Genomic DNA, 14,646 nt, shown 5'->3' with positions numbered 1-14,646 from the left:
GGGGGGGTTCAGTTTTGGCGCCTAAATGTGAGGTTGGTCACAGTAATTTTGATGGCGACCTGCGGCTTTGATAGTTTTTGGCCGAAAAATGGGGTTTGTGTGTGTGATCCGTCTTTAAGGTACTAAGCACAGTTCTTAACGACGCTTACAACGCACCAGCAAGAGTTCCGGAAAGGGGGGGCGAACATGGCATCAGAATTAACCCGTCTGGTGGAAATACTCGGCGCTGCGATGCTGCAGATCCGCGACATGTTCGCCGACCCGGACCAGGTGCAGTTTGTGGACGTGCACGAGGACATGGAGCGCCTCGAAGGGTTCATTGCGGCAAAGGGTTTGATTGACGCCTCGTTTGCCGCGATCTGTGAGCGCGATGAGGCCGGGCGTCTGGTTGGCGCAAAGCATGCCACTGCGTATTTGAAGGAGCGCCTCGGCTGCAGCCCGAAGGATGCGTACGACCGCCTCGCCAGGGCCCGGGATCTGTTTGGGGAGCCGGTGTTGCCGGAGGAGGATCTCTTCGGTGGCGCTGGTGCTGGCGCTGGTGCTGAAGCTGGCGCTGATGCTGGTGCTGATGAGGAGGCGCAGCGCCAGGCTCGCGAGGCTGAGCAGGAGCGACAGCGCCAGGAAGAGCGTGAGCGCGCACGCAAGGCGCAGAAGGAGGCGCGTCGGCGCGCGGAGAAGATCAACGCCGCCAAACAGGAGGCGATTCGCCAGGAGCTCGACGAGCTTGTGAAAGAGGCGCTCGGGGAGCGACTGCGCCTGCTCAATGACGCGCTGCGTGAGGCCGATTCCCGCGACATTGTGGACCTGCGTCGCTTGGTCCGCGGGTGGGTTGATCGTGAGAACCGTCGTGCGCGCCGTGGCGGGCTGAACCCCAACGTGAGTATGGAGCACCGCGCCGTCACGTTTGGCCGGCAGCGCTCGGACGGTAACTATGACGTCCGCATGGTCCTGCCCGCAAGCGACATGGCGCTGTTCAAGGCCTACCTGGACCGAGGGTTGGCACCCAACTCGAATCTGCCGGAAGAGGTGGAGGACTACAGGACGCCGACGCAGCGTCGATACGACCAGTTCTCCCGGATGCTCAGGCACGTGGAACACTGCGACAAGCCTGCCACTGACCGTGGTTGCGCCTCAGTTGTGGTGTCGGTGACGCTTGACCAGCTTGCAAACGCTGACGCGCACACCACGTTCCACACCAACACCGGCATCGAGCTTTCAGCCTTCGACCTGGTTCGGCTCGGCATGGGTGGCACCCCGGACTTTGTCCTTACTATCGACGCCGCAACGTCCATCCCTCTAAACCTCTACCGCACCCACCGCACGGCATCGATTGAACAACGCATCACGCTGCTTGCTATTCACGGGGTGTGTGCCTGGGCGGGATGCAATGTGCCGCTGAGCGAAAGCGAAGCGCACCACATCACGTCCTGGATCAGGGGCGGAAACACCGACATAGGCAACCTAGCGCCGCTGTGTAGACACCATCACCGGCGCAACAATGACCACCAAGACAACCGTTACAACACCAGTCACGTGGAATCGGAACCTGGAACCGGCAGGGTTGGGTTGCGGCGAGATGCTGGTAGTGCGCTTGAGTTCAACACCTCAGCCGGGGCAGAGCAGGCTGCGGCTACCAAGCTTCGGCGAAAGTACCGTGCCCGAAGCGACGTGAGTGGCAGTGGCAGTGGTGATTCGGGTGACGCTGCAGAACCACCCGGCTCACCAGGATTTAGGGGTGAGGAAAAGGGCTACGCCAGCTCGCCGGCGTAGAGATTGAAACGGTCACCGCGGGTGAACCCGGCAAGCGCCATGTTTGCCTCGCGCGCGAGTTCGACCGCAAGCGACGAAGCTGCAGAGACCGCCACCAAGGCAGGAAAGCCCGCCATGGCTGCCTTTTGCACGAGTTCGAAGGAGGCGCGTGAGCTCATGACAAGGATGAGGTTGTGGGCCGGGAGGGCGTCGTTAAGCAGCAAGTGCCCAATGACCTTATCGGCGGCGTTGTGGCGGCCGATGTCCTCGCGCACCACGATCGGGTTGCCCTCAAGATCGAAGGCACCTGCCGCATGGATGCCGCCGGTTTTGCGGAACTGCTGCTGGTGCTCAGCCAGGCGATCGGGCAGCGACATGACCAGCTCCGGGTCCAGCTTGATCGGCTGAATCGGTGCATGGGTGCGGTGAAGAAGCTCCGAAATGGACTGGGTGCCGCACACCCCGCAGGCGCTGGTGGTGGGGGTCAGGCGGATAAAGTCCGGGGTCAGCGGCTTCGCGCTTGGCGCAAGGTCAATGTCGAGCAGGTTGTAGGTGTTCGTGCCCTCCGGGTTTTGTGAGCCGGCGCAGTAGCGTGCCGTGATCACATCCTCGGCGCGCTTAATCAGGCCCTCAGCGTACAGCCATCCGTGGGCAAGCTCAATGTCGTGGCCGGGGGTGCGCATGGTGGTGTTGATGGTCTCCCCACCTGCGCGAAGCTCTAGCGGTTCCTCGACTGTTACGGTGTCGGCGCGGGTGTCGGTGACAAATCCGCCTTCCGGTTTGCGGGTGACCTTGGTAACTGCGAAGCGGCGATTAATCCTGCTCATAGGCTATTTCTTGTAGTTGTCCACCATGGTTTCGACGCGCTCGATGAGGGAGCGAATCTCCTGCGCATCCGCACCCTTGGCGCCGGCCGCAAGGCCGACGATGAACGCTGTGGTCGGTGCCGCTGGGCGCGAAGGCCCGTTGTGAGCCACCGCGGCCGTGAGATCCAAAATGTCGCCGACAAGCTCCTGGACCAGTTGCGGGTTGGCGCCCAGCTCCTCAGCAACGTTGTGCAGCCAAACGTGGGTGGTGTGAAGCGATTCCTTTTCAGCCATGCGACCGACTCTAGACCCGTTTTCTCCCCCCGCAAGCCTCGACCGAGCCGACCAGCGCGAATGCTGGTTATCCACAGGGAAGGCCGGGCGGTATCCACAGGCTGCGCGCTTGGCCCCTTGGCCGTGTGGGGGCCGCCCTATATAACTAAAGCCACTGCGGCGAAACCGCAGCTGACAAAACACATAAAAGAGGGGGCAACCATGCAAAACATTGACAAGATCAAGGACAAGGTGCAGAAGCTGCTGAACCAGGCGGCAGACAGGGAGGGGACGCCGGAGGGGGATTCGTTCTACGCCAAAGCGTTTCGGCTCATGGCCACCTACGGCTTTGATGAGCGCGACTTGACGTCGCCCGATGAAGGGGACGAGGTGATCCACAAAATCTTCGTCATCTCTGGGCCGTACAGTGACATGCAGGCGCGCCTGCTGCTGGCCATCTCGGGGGCGCTGCACTGCGTCGGGTTCATGAGGTCAGTTCCCAACTCCACGCGTGCGGAAAACGTGACTGTCTTTGGTCTCAAGCGCCACATCGAGCGCGTTGGCATGCTCTACAGCCTGTTGGTGCCGGTGATGTTCGCCGGCGCGAAACGGCTCACCTCGCAGGAGGTCCGCGGCTCTGTCGTGGTGCGCCGCCGCTCGTTCATGACCGGCTTTGCAACAAAAATTGGGGAGCGCCTCGCTGAGGCGGAAGATACGGTGGCTGCCAAGGATGGGGGTTATGGGCTTGTGCTTATGGACGACCACCTGGCCGCCGAAGCCGCCCGCGATAGCTATGCCGAGGAGCATGGTTTGGTCTTTGGCAGCGGCCGCCGCACCCGCACTTATGACGCCAACGCTTACTATCGGGGGATGGATGCGGGCGCCTTGACCGACCTTGGGCAAACCCGTGTGCAGTCCCGCCCGGCGCTGCCGTTCTAGTTAGCTTTCAACTACTGCGAACAGCGGCTGGTGGGATTTGGTTTTGGGGGTCGGTGTCGGGTAAGTTGTTCCGACGGACTTATGTCCGGAAAGATTTTTGCACATCCAACTTTGTTGCAGGCCCCCCGCCGAAATGCGGACCGCGTGCAAGGGTGGCGGCGAGCGCCTCACGTTATTGAGCGTGGGGAGCGTCAAGTAGCCCCCGACAGATCACGCGGAAAACGCGATCACGCTTGCGTGGTCAGGTGGGTTAGGGAACCGCAACGAGAAAGGGAACCGGTCTCTTATGACCATGACTGATCCGATCGCGGACATGCTGTCCCGCGTGCGCAACGCCGCACATGCTCAGCATGACACCGTGGCTATGCCGTCCTCCAAGATCAAGGCAAGCATTGCTGAGATCTTGAAGCAGGAAGGCTACATCGAAGACTACAAGGTTGAGGATGAGAAGGTTGGCAAGAAGCTGACCCTTAACCTCAAGTACGGCCCGACCCGTGAGGCTGCCATCGCTGGCCTGCGTCGCGTGTCCAAGCCGGGTCTGCGCGTGTACGCAAAGTCCAACGACCTGCCGCAGGTGCTCGGTGGCCTGGGCGTGGCTATCATCTCCACGTCCCACGGTCTGCTGACTGACCGCCAGGCACAAGAGAAGGGTGTAGGCGGGGAAGTCCTCGCTTACGTCTGGTAAAGGGAGGTTGGAAGACTTATGTCGCGTGTAGGTAAAGAACCCATCGCTATCCCGAACGGCGTTGAGGCGAAGATTGATGGTCAGGCTGTTGAGGTGAAGGGCCCGAAGGGCACCCTGAGCCTGGAGCTGCCGGAGCCGATCACCGCTTCCGTCGAGGACAATCAGATTGTGGTATCCCGTCCGGATGACCACCGCACCAACCGTGCTCTGCACGGTCTGTCCCGCTCCCTGGTGAACAACCTGGTTGTTGGCGTGACCGAGGGCTACAAGATCAACATGGAGATCTTTGGCGTTGGCTACCGTGTGCAGCAGAAGGGTAAGGACCTTGAGTTCTCCCTCGGCTACTCGCACCCGATCCTGATCGAGGCTCCGGAAGGCGTCTCCTTCGCAGTGGACGGCAACACCAAGTTCTCCATCGAGGGCATTGACAAGCAGCAGGTTGGCCAGATCGCGGCGAACATCCGCCGCCTTCGCAAGGATGATCCTTACAAGGGTAAGGGCATCCGCTACGAGGGTGAGCAGGTCCGTCGCAAGGTCGGAAAGACGGGTAAGTAATCATGAGCAATACTGCAGAGAACACCAAGCGCACCCCGGTGGGCAAGGACATCTCGTCCCGCCGCCGCGAGGCCCGCGCACGTCGCCACTACCGCATCCGCAAGACCCTGCGTGGCACCCCGGAGACCCCGCGTCTCGTTGTGCACCGCTCGTCTCGCCACATCCACGTCCAGGTCATCGACGACCTTGCGGGCCACACCCTGGCTTCCGCATCCTCCATCGAGGCGGACGTGCGCAACCTGGAGGGCGACAAGAAGGACAAGGCTGCCAAGGTTGGCCAGCTCATTGCTGAGCGCGCCAAGGCTGCGGGCATCGAGACCATCGTCTTCGACCGTGGCGGCTACAAGTACCACGGCCGCGTTGCGGCTCTGGCTGAAGCAGCTCGTGAAGGTGGTCTGAAGTTCTAATGATCACTGCAATCATCACCATCAACGGAAGGATCGCGTAATGGCCGAACGTGAACGGCGTGACGGCGGGCGCTCCGCCGACAACCAGAACAACAACCGCGGAGAGCGTGGTGGCCGCGGCCGCCGCGATGACCGCCGCAACCAGAACGATGATCGCGACAAGTACATTGAGCGCGTCATCACCATCAACCGTGTGGCTAAGACCGTTAAGGGTGGCCGCAACATGTCCTTCACCGCGCTCGTGGTGGTAGGCGACGGCCAGGGCATGGTCGGCGTCGGCTACGGCAAGGCGAAGGAAGTTCCGGCTGCAATCCAGAAGGGTGCTGAGGAGGCTCGCAAGAACTTCTTCCGCGTCCCGATGATTGGCGGCACCATCCCGCACCCGGTCCAGGCAGAAGAAGCTGCTGGCATCGTGATGCTGCGCCCGGCTGCTCCGGGTACCGGTGTCATCGCCGGTGGCGCTGTCCGCCCGGTGCTGGAGTGCGCTGGTGTCCAGGACATCCTGGCGAAGTCCCTTGGTTCCGACAACGCTCTGAACGTTGTCCAGGCAACCGTTGCAGGCCTGAAGCAGCTCGTGCGCCCTGAAGAGGTTGCAGCGAAGCGCGGCAAGTCTGTCGAGGACGTCGCTCCGGCCCGTATGCTGCGCGCTCGCGCAGGTCAGGAGGCGTAAGAGCAATGGCACTGAAGATTACGTTGCACCACGGCAAGGTGGGCGAGAAGCCGGTTACCCGCAAGAACCTGGAGGCTCTGGGTCTGCGCAAGATCGGCCAGTCTGTTGTTAAGAAGGACAACGCTGCAACCCGCGGCCAGATCCTGAAGGTGCGCCACCTGGTCACCGTCGAAGAAGTAGCAGGGGAGTAGATAGCACATGGCTGACATCATTAAACTCCATGATCTGCGCCCAGCAAAGGGTGCAAACAAGCCGAAGCAGCGCGTCGGCCGTGGTGAAGCTGGCAAGGGCGGCAAGACCGCCGGCCGCGGCACCAAGGGCACCAAGGCACGCAACCAGGTTTCGGCAGCGTTTGAGGGTGGCCAGATGCCGCTTCACATGCGCCTGCCGAAGCTGAAGGGCTTCAAGAACCCGAACCGTGTCGAGTTCCAGGTTGTCAACGTTGCTGACCTGGCAAAGGCATTCCCAGAGGGCGGCCAGATTGCCATTGCAGACATTGTTGCTGCTGGCCTGGTTCGTGCGAAGGAGCCGGTGAAGGTTCTGGGCAACGGCGACATCAACGTCAAGCTGGATGTCACCGCAACCAAGTTCTCCAAGTCTGCGGTTGAGAAGATCGAGGCTGCTGGCGGCTCCGCCACCACCGAGGACTTCCGCCCGCGTTCCGCGGAGAAGAAGGCTGACTAATCTAGCTGACTAATCCAGCTAGCCTAAAGGCATAGGCTCGGCTGCTGAAGCAATTGCTTTGGCTGGCCGGGCTTTTTGCTTACTTAACCCTATTTAGCTGCAGAAGGGGTGAAGCAGCAAAAACTACGCCACCGCGGCGCGCCGCACACCTCGCGTAAGACCGGGTAGTGCTTGATACACCGCAGTGCGGGCGTGTTCCGTGACACCGGCCAGCACCTGTTCAGCAAACCGAGCCGGGTGGTTGATGGCAAACTGGCGCAGCAGTGCTACGAGGCGCTCATACTCCCGCGCGTTGGGTGCCCCGGCAACAAGGGCTGCGACGTGCGCGATGCAGCGTAGCTCAAATCCAATGTGGTCAGGCGGCAGGTTCCCCAACTTGTTCCCCAACCCGCCAGTGCTCAAAGCAGGTTGGAAGCCAACGGTTGCGTAGAAAGCTTCGACTTGGGACGTCACCCCCGTCCAGCACCAAACCGTCCAGCGAAAAGTAGGGCGATTCGTAGGGCTGAGCGAGCGGGGCTCCTGTGCCGATGAACAGATACAGGTGGTCGCGCTGCAGCTGTTCAACCGTATCCGGCTGGGCGGCGGATCGCTCAAGCATCGCTGTAGCCTCACGCGAGTCTGGGTCCTGCAGGGGCCAATCTTTGAGCAGATCCGGGTTGGTCAGTGCGGTGAGCATCTCTGGGGAGGGCTCATCCAGAAACAGTTGGCCAACAATAACTGCAGCAACGCTCAAGCGCCGGAACCGTTCCATGCCACGATCCATATCCGTATCCATTTCCACGCCAGATTCCCACCCTGTCCATCGCGCCGTAGAACATGCATCGTCCTGCCAGCTCAGCGACTACCACAAGCACGTAGGCGAGAATGATCCAGAACAACGCCGATGCGGTAGGGCGACCTCGCGTGCCGCTGAAGGCCAGCAGTAGGCCGACGATGAAGGCACCGATGAGCAAAAGCGCGATGCGGATCCAGCGCAGGCAATCGTGAACTAATAGGGTCGGGGAGTCTGCGCGCAGATGGGAGGGAACTTAGTAATTAGGGGCCGAGCTGCTAGAGTGGTGGGGTCCAATATGTACGGGTGGGCCTTGGCTTGCGTTTCGGCAGGTGATTCGGCCCATTTGGAATACTGTCCATATTCTCTTGCTGCTTAAGGTGGCGGGAGCCAGGAGGCTTTGTGTCCGCTATTGCTCAGGCGTTTAAAGATCCTGATCTGCGTAAAAAGATCTTGATCACGCTTGCCCTGATGTTTCTGTACCGTCTCGGTGCGCAGATCCCCACCCCGGGTGTTGATTACGCACTGATTAATCAGCGTCTGCAGGACATCTCGCAGGGTGACCAAGCGTCGATGTTCTCTATCATCGGCTTGTTCTCTGGCGGTGCGCTGCTGCAGCTGTCTATCTTCGCCATCGGCATCATGCCGTACATTACGGCGTCCATTATCGTGCAGCTGCTGACCGTGGTTATTCCGAAGTTCGAGGAACTGAAGAAGGAAGGCCAGGCCGGCCAGGCGAAGATGACGCAGTACACGCGCTACCTCACCGTGGCGCTTGCGCTGCTGCAGTCTGCGGGCATCGTGGCGCTTGCGGATCGTGAGCAGCTTCTGGGTAGCGGCATCCCCGTGCTGGTGGAGGATCGCACCGCTTGGACCCTGATCATGATGATCATCGTCATGACCGCGGGTGCCGTGCTGATCATGTGGCTCGGTGAGATCATCACTGAGAAGGGCGTGGGCAACGGTATGTCGCTGCTCATCTTCGCCGGCATTGCCACCCGCATCCCGATCGAGGGCGTGACCATTTGGGAACAGTCCGGCCCGCTGACCTTCTTCCTGGTTCTCGGCGCCATGATCCTGCTGGTTGTGGGCATCATCTTCATCGAGCAGGGCCAGCGCCGCATCCCGGTGCAGTACGCAAAGCGTATGGTGGGCCGCCGCCAGTACGGCGGGTCGTCGACCTACCTGCCGCTGAAGGTCAACCAGGCCGGCGTTATCCCGGTGATCTTTGCCTCCTCGCTGATGTACGTGCCGGTGCTGCTGACCCAGATTGTCACCATGAACCAGACGGCACAGCCGGATAACTGGTGGATGAACAACGTGATGTCGTGGCTGCAGAACCCCGGTTCCTGGCAGTACATCATCACCTACGTCGTGCTGATCATCTTCTTCGCGTACTTCTACGTTTCCATTCAGTATGACCCGGTCGAGCAGGCTGAAAACATGAAGAAGTACGGCGGCTTCATCCCGGGCATCCGTCCGGGCCGTGCAACCGCGCAGTACCTCGGCTTTGTTATGAACCGCCTACTGTTTGTTGGTGCGATCTACCTCGCGGGCATCGCTGTGCTTCCGAACCTTGCTATGGATGCTGGTGTGGCTGGCTCCGGTTCGGGTGGCATGGCTGGCTTCGGCGGCACCGCGATCCTTATTATGGTGTCCGTGGCATTGACCACGGTTAAGCAAATTGAATCCCAGCTTCTGCAATCTAACTACGAAGGACTTCTGCGATAATGCGTCTCGTTCTCCTCGGCCCTCCCGGTGCTGGCAAGGGCACCCAGGCAGCCATCTTGTCCGAAAAGCTCGGCGTCCCGCACATCTCTACGGGTGATCTGTTCCGCGCCAACATTGGTGAAGGAACCCCGCTGGGTGTTGAGGCTAAGAGCTACATCGACGCCGGCAAGCTTGTACCGACGGATGTCACCGCGCGCATGGTGGAGGATCGCCTGAATCAGGACGATGCCAAGGACGGCTTCCTGCTTGATGGTTTCCCACGCACGGTCGAACAGGCAGATATTTTGACCGACCTGCTGGCCAAAAAGAGCGAGAAGCTCGACGGCGTGCTCAACTTCGTTGTTGATGAGGACGTGGTGGTTGAGCGCATGCTGGCCCGTGGCCGCGCCGACGACAATGAGGAGACCATCCGCACCCGCCTCGGCGTCTACCGTGATGAGACCTCCCCGCTGATTGATCACTACGGCGAGGACATCATCTCCATCGACGCAGTCGGCGATGTGGACGAGATCAACGCCCGCGCTATGCAGGCGCTGGGCAAGTAGCCCGACAGCGTTTTACAAGGCCGGTGGTTTCACCGGCCTTTCGCTTTTTGCTTATCGACGTTTCAACGAACCCCCGGAGAACCCCATGGCATTTCGACGACGCAGCATTGCCGCTAAGACGGCAGAGGAATTAGACGCAATGGAGGCGGCCGGCCGCATTGTGGGCATCGCGTTGCAGGAGGTACGCGCCGCAGCCATGCCTGGTGCGACCACGCTTGATTTGGACACCGTTGCGGAAACCGTGATCCGTGACCACGGCGCGATCCCGACGTTTTTGGGCTATCAGGGCTTTCCAGGCTCGATTTGTGCCTCGGTGAATGAGGTTGTGGTGCACGGCATACCGTCGGCAAGCAAGGTGCTCAAAGAGGGAGACCTGGTGTCGGTGGACTGTGGTGCGACCCTCAACGGCTGGGTGGGGGATTCCGCTTGGTCCTTTGGGGTGGGGGAGCTGGCGCCCGAGGTGGATGCGCTGAACCGCGCGACCGAATGGGTACTCGCTGAGGGGATGAAGGCGATGGTGCCGGGCAACCGCCTGACGGATGTCTCGCACGCGCTCGAGGTGGCGACGCGGCGCGCCGAGGAAAAGTTCGGCGTCGAGCTTGGCATTTTGGACGGCTACGGCGGCCACGGCATTGGGCGTGCGATGCACGAGGAGCCGTTTCTGGCCAACGAGGGCAAGCCGAATCGCGGCCCGCGCATCCAGGAGGGATCCGTGCTGGCTATTGAGCCGATGCTGATCCTCGGCGGGGAAATTGATTCCGATGTGCTTGACGATGACTGGACTGTGGTCACCGCCGACGGCTCGCCCGCTGCCCACTGGGAACACACGGTTGCGGCGACAAAACATGGGCCGCGCATCCTCACTCCGCGTGTTTAACCTATATACTTTTGCGCATGTTTACCTCTACCCGCCACGGCGAGACGTCTGCGATGAAGGCGACGATGAAGCCGACTATGAAGCCGACTATGAAGCGCCGCGTAGCCGCGCTTGCCGCAAGCGTCGGCATCGCCGCCACCCTGATCGCACAGCCCGCAGGTGTTGCCCAGGCGCAGCCCGCACCGCAGGACTTCTACAGCCAGGTGCAGTCCCAGTACTCCTCGCTCGGTTCCAGCAATGACCAAGCGACGCGCGATGCGGCGTGGAACATGCGCAACTCGCTACGCAAGCAGGCAGATGGCCTTGCAGTCTTCGGTCCGCAGGCGCCGGTGCAGGCTAAGGCGCAGATCGACCAGACCGTGGAAAGCCTCTTCCCAGGCCTGATCGCGGAGCGCACGCCGAAGCCTGCGCCAGCCCCTGCTCCGGCTCCCGCCCCGGCACCCACGCCAGCGAAGCCCGCGTTTGACTACGGCCCCTGCCCGAAGGACGCCAAGGTCTGCGTCGACATCTCCGGCCGCCGCTCCTGGCTGCAGAACAACGGTGAGGTCTACTACGGCTCTGTCTACGTCGGCCCAGGACGTGCCGGCCACGAAACGCCGAAGGGCACCTTCTACGTCAACCGCAAGGTCAAGGACGAGGTTTCCTACCTGTTCAACAACGCCCCGATGCCGTATGCGGTGTACTTCACCAACCGTGGCCACGCGTTCCACCAGGGCGACCCGAGCATCCTGTCTCACGGTTGCGTGCGCATGTACCAGAAGGATGCACAGAAGTACTTCACCGATCTGCAGATCGGTGACAAGGTCTTTATCTACTAACCTTGGAAGCTTTCCTCACCTGGCACATGTTGCGCTTTTCCCAGGTGAGGCACTATAGTGGACGTTTGGCGTGGCAACACGTCATGTAGCAATCCGGTAAATACGTCCAGTACCTGGGAAAACCTAGGTGCGTTAGGAAGTGGAGTGTATGGCAAAAGAAGGCGCAATCGAGGTTGAGGGCCGCATTGTTGAGCCCTTGAAGAATGCAATGTTCCGTGTCGAGTTGGACAACGGGCACGAAGTTCTCGCCCACATCAGTGGCAAGATGCGCCAGCACTACATCCGCATCCTCCCTGAGGACAGGGTCATCGTGGAGCTTTCCCCGTATGACTTGGAACGCGGGCGTATCACCTACCGCTACAAGTAAGCACTTTTCGCCTCCTTATCCAGGGGTGCTTTTCCGTGAAACTCGATGAGTTTGGCGGGAGCCCTCGTTTACCTTCGGCCACGGTGGCTGAAGCCGCGCGAAACCACAACCCACTCTCCGGCACGGTCCGGACAAAGTGTTGCCTGGCGCGGACGGATAGGGAGAAAACCACCGTAACAACCCGAAAGGAACGTGACCCGATATGGCACGTCTTGCAGGTGTTGATCTGCCGCGCAACAAGCGCATGGAGATCGCACTGACCTACATCTACGGCATCGGCCCGGCCCGTGCCAAGGAACTGCTCGAGAAGACGGGCGTTTCTCCTGACCTGCGCACTGACAACCTGAGCGACGATCAGCTTGCAGCACTGCGTGACGCAATTGAGTCCTCCTACACCGTCGAGGGTGACCTGCGTCGTGAGGTGCAGGCGGATATCCGCCGCAAGATTGAGATCGGCTCCTACCAGGGTCTGCGCCACCGCCGTGGCCTCCCGGTTCGCGGCCAGCGCACCAAGACTAATGCGCGTACCCGCAAGGGCCCGAAGAAGACCATCGCAGGAAAGAAGAAGTAAAACATGCCACCGAAGACTCGTGCTGGCGCGCGTCGTGGACGTCGCGTCGTAAAGAAGAACGTGGCCGCTGGCCACGCGTACATCAAGTCCACCTTCAACAACACCATCGTGTCCATCACGGACGAGACTGGTGCTGTCATCTCCTGGGCCTCTTCCGGCCACGTCGGCTTCAAGGGCTCCCGTAAGTCCACGCCGTTCGCTGCGCAGATGGCTGCCGAGAACGCTGCCCGCAAGGCAATGGAGCACGGCATGAAGAAGGTTGACGTTTTTGTTAAGGGTCCGGGCTCCGGCCGCGAGACCGCTATCCGTTCCCTGCAGGCCGCTGGCCTGGAGGTGTCGTCGATCTCCGACGTGACGCCGCAGCCGTTCAACGGTTGCCGTCCGGCGAAGCGTCGTCGCGTTTAAGGCTGAAAGGAAAGAGGTAAGAGAACATGGCTCGTTATACCGGCCCTGCTACCCGTAAGTCCCGTCGCCTCCGCGTCGACCTGGTCGGCGGCGACATGTCCTTCGAGCGTCGCCCGTACCCTCCGGGGCAGGCTGGCCGCGCCCGCATCAAGGAATCTGAGTACCTGCTCCAGCTGCAGGAGAAGCAGAAGGCTCGCTTCACCTACGGCGTGATGGAGAAGCAGTTCCGCCGCTACTACGAGGAGGCCAACCGCCTCCCGGGTAAGACCGGTGACAACCTGCTGGTGCTCCTGGAGTCCCGCCTGGACAACGTCATCTACCGTGCTGGTCTGGCTCGCACCCGCCGCCAGGCTCGCCAGCTTGTCTCCCACGGTCACTTCACCGTGAACGGCAAGGCAATTGACGTGCCGTCCTTCAAGGTCACTCAGTACGACATCATCGACGTGCGCGACAAGTCTCGTTCGATGCTGTGGTTCGAAGAGGCCCAGGACAACCTGCTTGACTCCGTCGTTCCGGCCTGGCTGCAGGTCGTCCCGGACACCCTGCGCATCCTCGTGCACCAGCTGCCCGAGCGCGCTCAGATCGACGTTCCGCTGCAGGAGCAGCTCATCGTCGAGCTCTACTCGAAGTAGTCCACTTCTTAGCGTTCATAGCGCTTGTAAAATATCCGTTCCTACCGGCATCAGATAGTGGTTGCCGAATAAGGAGAAGTTCATGCTCATCTCTCAGCGCCCGCAACTGACTGAGGAATACATCGACACCAACCGCTCGAAGTTCATCATTGAGCCGCTCGAGCCTGGTTTCGGTTACACCCTTGGTAACTCCCTGCGCCGCACGCTGCTGTCGTCCATCCCGGGCGCAGCCGTGACCTCCATCAAGATCGACGGTGTGCTCCACGAGTTCACCACGATCAACGGCATCAAGGAGAATGTTTCCGAGATCGTCCTCAACGTGAAAGACATGGTGCTTTCCTCCGACTCTGACGAGCCGGTTGTTATGTACCTGAACGTCGAGGGCCCGGGCACCGTCACCGCTGGCTCCATCGAGCCGCCGGCTGGCGTTGAGATCCACAACCCGGATCTGCACATTGCGTCGCTGAATGAGGGCGCGCGCCTTGAGATGGAGCTTGTTGTGGAGCGCGGCCGCGGCTACGTCCCGGCCATGCCCAACTCCGGTGGCGAGGTTGGCCGCATCCCGGTCGACCAGATTTACTCGCCGGTGACCCGTGTTGCCTACAAGGTTGAGGCAACCCGTGTTGAGCAGCGCACCGACTTTGACAAGCTCATCATTGACGTGGAGACGAAGAACTCCATGTCTGCGCGCGATGCTCTGGCTTCCGCAGGTTCCACCCTGGTGGAGCTGTTCGGCCTGGCACGTGAGCTGAACACCATGGCTGAGGGCATCGAGATTGGCCCGTCCCCGCAGGAGACGGAGTTCATCGCTGCCTACAACATGCCGATTGAGGATCTGAACTTCTCCGTGCGTTCCTACAACTGCCTGAAGCGCCAGGAGATCTCCACCGTTGGTGAGCTGGCTGAGTACACGGAGTCCGACCTGTTGGACATCCGCAACTTTGGCCAGAAGTCCATCAATGAGGTGAAGATCAAGCTGGCTAGCTTGGGTCTGACGTTGAAGGACGCTCCGGAAGATTTCGATCCGACCCAGATCGAGGGCTATGACGCCGAGACCGGCGACTACGTTGATACCAGCGCGGACGACGCTGAGTAGGCAACAGAGTAGAAAGAACATTCTTTGAGCTAGCGCTCACATAACCGCACACGAGGAGTACGAA

Annotated in this window: 21 protein-coding genes; 17 read left to right on the top strand and 4 right to left on the bottom strand. The window is 60.8% G+C overall.

Annotated elements, in window-relative coordinates; genetic code table 11:
• Nucleotides 1-186: 186 nt before the first annotated feature.
• Nucleotides 187-1,770, top strand: a complete 1,584-nt coding sequence (locus HMPREF3104_RS01960; protein ID WP_070493784.1) for an HNH endonuclease signature motif containing protein — start codon at nucleotides 187-189, stop codon at nucleotides 1,768-1,770.
• On the opposite strand, the gene fdhD is transcribed toward HMPREF3104_RS01960, so the two are convergent.
• Together fdhD and HMPREF3104_RS01950 are read right to left on the bottom strand one after the other, a co-directional pair.
• Nucleotides 1,749-2,576, bottom strand: coding sequence for a formate dehydrogenase accessory sulfurtransferase FdhD (gene fdhD, locus HMPREF3104_RS01955; RefSeq protein WP_070493781.1), 828 nt, complete (start codon nucleotides 2,574-2,576; stop codon nucleotides 1,749-1,751). The two genes, HMPREF3104_RS01960 and fdhD, sit on opposite strands and share 22 nt — an antisense overlap.
• A gap of 3 nt (nucleotides 2,577-2,579) precedes the next feature.
• Nucleotides 2,580-2,849, bottom strand: coding sequence for a DUF6457 domain-containing protein (locus HMPREF3104_RS01950; protein ID WP_052205372.1), 270 nt, complete (start codon nucleotides 2,847-2,849; stop codon nucleotides 2,580-2,582).
• Between the two features lie 201 nt (nucleotides 2,850-3,050).
• On the opposite strand from HMPREF3104_RS01950, the gene HMPREF3104_RS01945 reads away from it, so the two are divergent.
• The 7 genes from HMPREF3104_RS01945 to rplO all read left to right on the top strand — a co-directional run bounded on the left by HMPREF3104_RS01945 (nucleotide 3,051) and on the right by rplO (nucleotide 6,768).
• A complete protein-coding gene (locus HMPREF3104_RS01945) occupies nucleotides 3,051-3,767 on the top strand; it encodes a DUF2786 domain-containing protein (RefSeq protein WP_052205371.1) in 717 nt (238 codons plus the stop codon).
• A 286-nt stretch (nucleotides 3,768-4,053) separates the two neighbouring features.
• Nucleotides 4,054-4,452 carry a 30S ribosomal protein S8 gene (rpsH, locus tag HMPREF3104_RS01940; RefSeq protein ID WP_052205370.1) on the top strand — a complete coding sequence of 133 codons (399 nt, stop codon included), beginning with the start codon at nucleotides 4,054-4,056 and terminating at the stop codon, nucleotides 4,450-4,452.
• 18 nt (nucleotides 4,453-4,470) lie between these two features.
• On the top strand, nucleotides 4,471-5,007 hold the full coding sequence (gene rplF / locus HMPREF3104_RS01935; protein WP_052205369.1) for a 50S ribosomal protein L6: 537 nt from the start codon (nucleotides 4,471-4,473) through the stop codon (nucleotides 5,005-5,007).
• 2 nt (nucleotides 5,008-5,009) lie between these two features.
• Complete coding sequence (rplR, locus tag HMPREF3104_RS01930) at nucleotides 5,010-5,414, top strand: 50S ribosomal protein L18 (protein ID WP_052205368.1); 405 nt, start codon at nucleotides 5,010-5,012, stop codon at nucleotides 5,412-5,414.
• Between the two features lie 40 nt (nucleotides 5,415-5,454).
• Nucleotides 5,455-6,084 (top strand): 30S ribosomal protein S5, encoded by a 630-nt coding sequence (gene rpsE, locus HMPREF3104_RS01925; RefSeq protein WP_052205367.1) that lies wholly within the window; start codon nucleotides 5,455-5,457, stop codon nucleotides 6,082-6,084.
• A 5-nt stretch (nucleotides 6,085-6,089) separates the two neighbouring features.
• Nucleotides 6,090-6,275, top strand: coding sequence for a 50S ribosomal protein L30 (gene rpmD, locus HMPREF3104_RS01920; protein WP_019249595.1), 186 nt, complete (start codon nucleotides 6,090-6,092; stop codon nucleotides 6,273-6,275).
• Between the two features lie 7 nt (nucleotides 6,276-6,282).
• Nucleotides 6,283-6,768, top strand: a complete 486-nt coding sequence (rplO, locus tag HMPREF3104_RS01915; RefSeq protein ID WP_052205366.1) for a 50S ribosomal protein L15 — start codon at nucleotides 6,283-6,285, stop codon at nucleotides 6,766-6,768.
• Between the two features lie 123 nt (nucleotides 6,769-6,891).
• Here the strand turns inward: rplO and HMPREF3104_RS11940 are convergent, their stop codons facing one another.
• Nucleotides 6,892-7,221, bottom strand: coding sequence for a molecular chaperone TorD family protein (locus HMPREF3104_RS11940; RefSeq protein ID WP_168156341.1), 330 nt, complete (start codon nucleotides 7,219-7,221; stop codon nucleotides 6,892-6,894).
• Nucleotides 7,124-7,519: a TorD/DmsD family molecular chaperone gene (locus HMPREF3104_RS12250; protein ID WP_168156340.1), complete on the bottom strand. Its 396-nt coding sequence runs from the start codon at nucleotides 7,517-7,519 to the stop codon at nucleotides 7,124-7,126. Before HMPREF3104_RS12250 ends, HMPREF3104_RS11940 begins: the two co-directional genes overlap by 98 nt.
• Nucleotides 7,520-7,942: 423 nt before the next feature.
• Between HMPREF3104_RS12250 and secY the strand changes: the two genes are divergently transcribed.
• The 9 genes from secY (at nucleotide 7,943) to HMPREF3104_RS01860 (ending at nucleotide 14,582) form a co-directional block, all read left to right on the top strand.
• Complete coding sequence (gene secY / locus HMPREF3104_RS01900) at nucleotides 7,943-9,271, top strand: preprotein translocase subunit SecY (protein ID WP_052205361.1); 1,329 nt, start codon at nucleotides 7,943-7,945, stop codon at nucleotides 9,269-9,271.
• The gene (locus HMPREF3104_RS01895; RefSeq protein ID WP_070493772.1) at nucleotides 9,271-9,816 is read left to right on the top strand and encodes an adenylate kinase; all 546 of its coding nucleotides are present in this window, start codon (nucleotides 9,271-9,273) and stop codon (nucleotides 9,814-9,816) included. Before secY ends, HMPREF3104_RS01895 begins: the two co-directional genes overlap by 1 nt.
• Nucleotides 9,817-9,901: 85 nt before the next feature.
• The gene (gene map / locus HMPREF3104_RS01890) at nucleotides 9,902-10,693 is read left to right on the top strand and encodes a type I methionyl aminopeptidase (protein ID WP_070493770.1); all 792 of its coding nucleotides are present in this window, start codon (nucleotides 9,902-9,904) and stop codon (nucleotides 10,691-10,693) included.
• A 53-nt stretch (nucleotides 10,694-10,746) separates the two neighbouring features.
• The gene (locus HMPREF3104_RS01885; RefSeq protein ID WP_070493897.1) at nucleotides 10,747-11,511 is read left to right on the top strand and encodes a L,D-transpeptidase; all 765 of its coding nucleotides are present in this window, start codon (nucleotides 10,747-10,749) and stop codon (nucleotides 11,509-11,511) included.
• Between the two features lie 148 nt (nucleotides 11,512-11,659).
• Nucleotides 11,660-11,878 carry a translation initiation factor IF-1 gene (gene infA / locus HMPREF3104_RS01880; RefSeq protein ID WP_052205357.1) on the top strand — a complete coding sequence of 73 codons (219 nt, stop codon included), beginning with the start codon at nucleotides 11,660-11,662 and terminating at the stop codon, nucleotides 11,876-11,878.
• 202 nt (nucleotides 11,879-12,080) lie between these two features.
• Complete coding sequence (gene rpsM / locus HMPREF3104_RS01875) at nucleotides 12,081-12,449, top strand: 30S ribosomal protein S13 (RefSeq protein WP_052205356.1); 369 nt, start codon at nucleotides 12,081-12,083, stop codon at nucleotides 12,447-12,449.
• 3 nt (nucleotides 12,450-12,452) lie between these two features.
• Nucleotides 12,453-12,854 (top strand): 30S ribosomal protein S11, encoded by a 402-nt coding sequence (rpsK, locus tag HMPREF3104_RS01870; protein ID WP_052205355.1) that lies wholly within the window; start codon nucleotides 12,453-12,455, stop codon nucleotides 12,852-12,854.
• Between the two features lie 26 nt (nucleotides 12,855-12,880).
• A complete protein-coding gene (gene rpsD, locus HMPREF3104_RS01865) occupies nucleotides 12,881-13,486 on the top strand; it encodes a 30S ribosomal protein S4 (protein WP_052205354.1) in 606 nt (201 codons plus the stop codon).
• A gap of 82 nt (nucleotides 13,487-13,568) precedes the next feature.
• Complete coding sequence (locus HMPREF3104_RS01860) at nucleotides 13,569-14,582, top strand: DNA-directed RNA polymerase subunit alpha (protein ID WP_052205353.1); 1,014 nt, start codon at nucleotides 13,569-13,571, stop codon at nucleotides 14,580-14,582.
• Nucleotides 14,583-14,646: the final 64 nt, after the last annotated feature.

It is taken from the genome of Corynebacterium sp. HMSC30G07, from assembly GCF_001806945.1.
GTDB lineage: Bacteria > Actinomycetota > Actinomycetes > Mycobacteriales > Mycobacteriaceae > Corynebacterium > Corynebacterium riegelii.
Note: the sequence above shows the minus strand (reverse complement) of the source record. Positions and strands in the feature narration are given on the sequence as shown.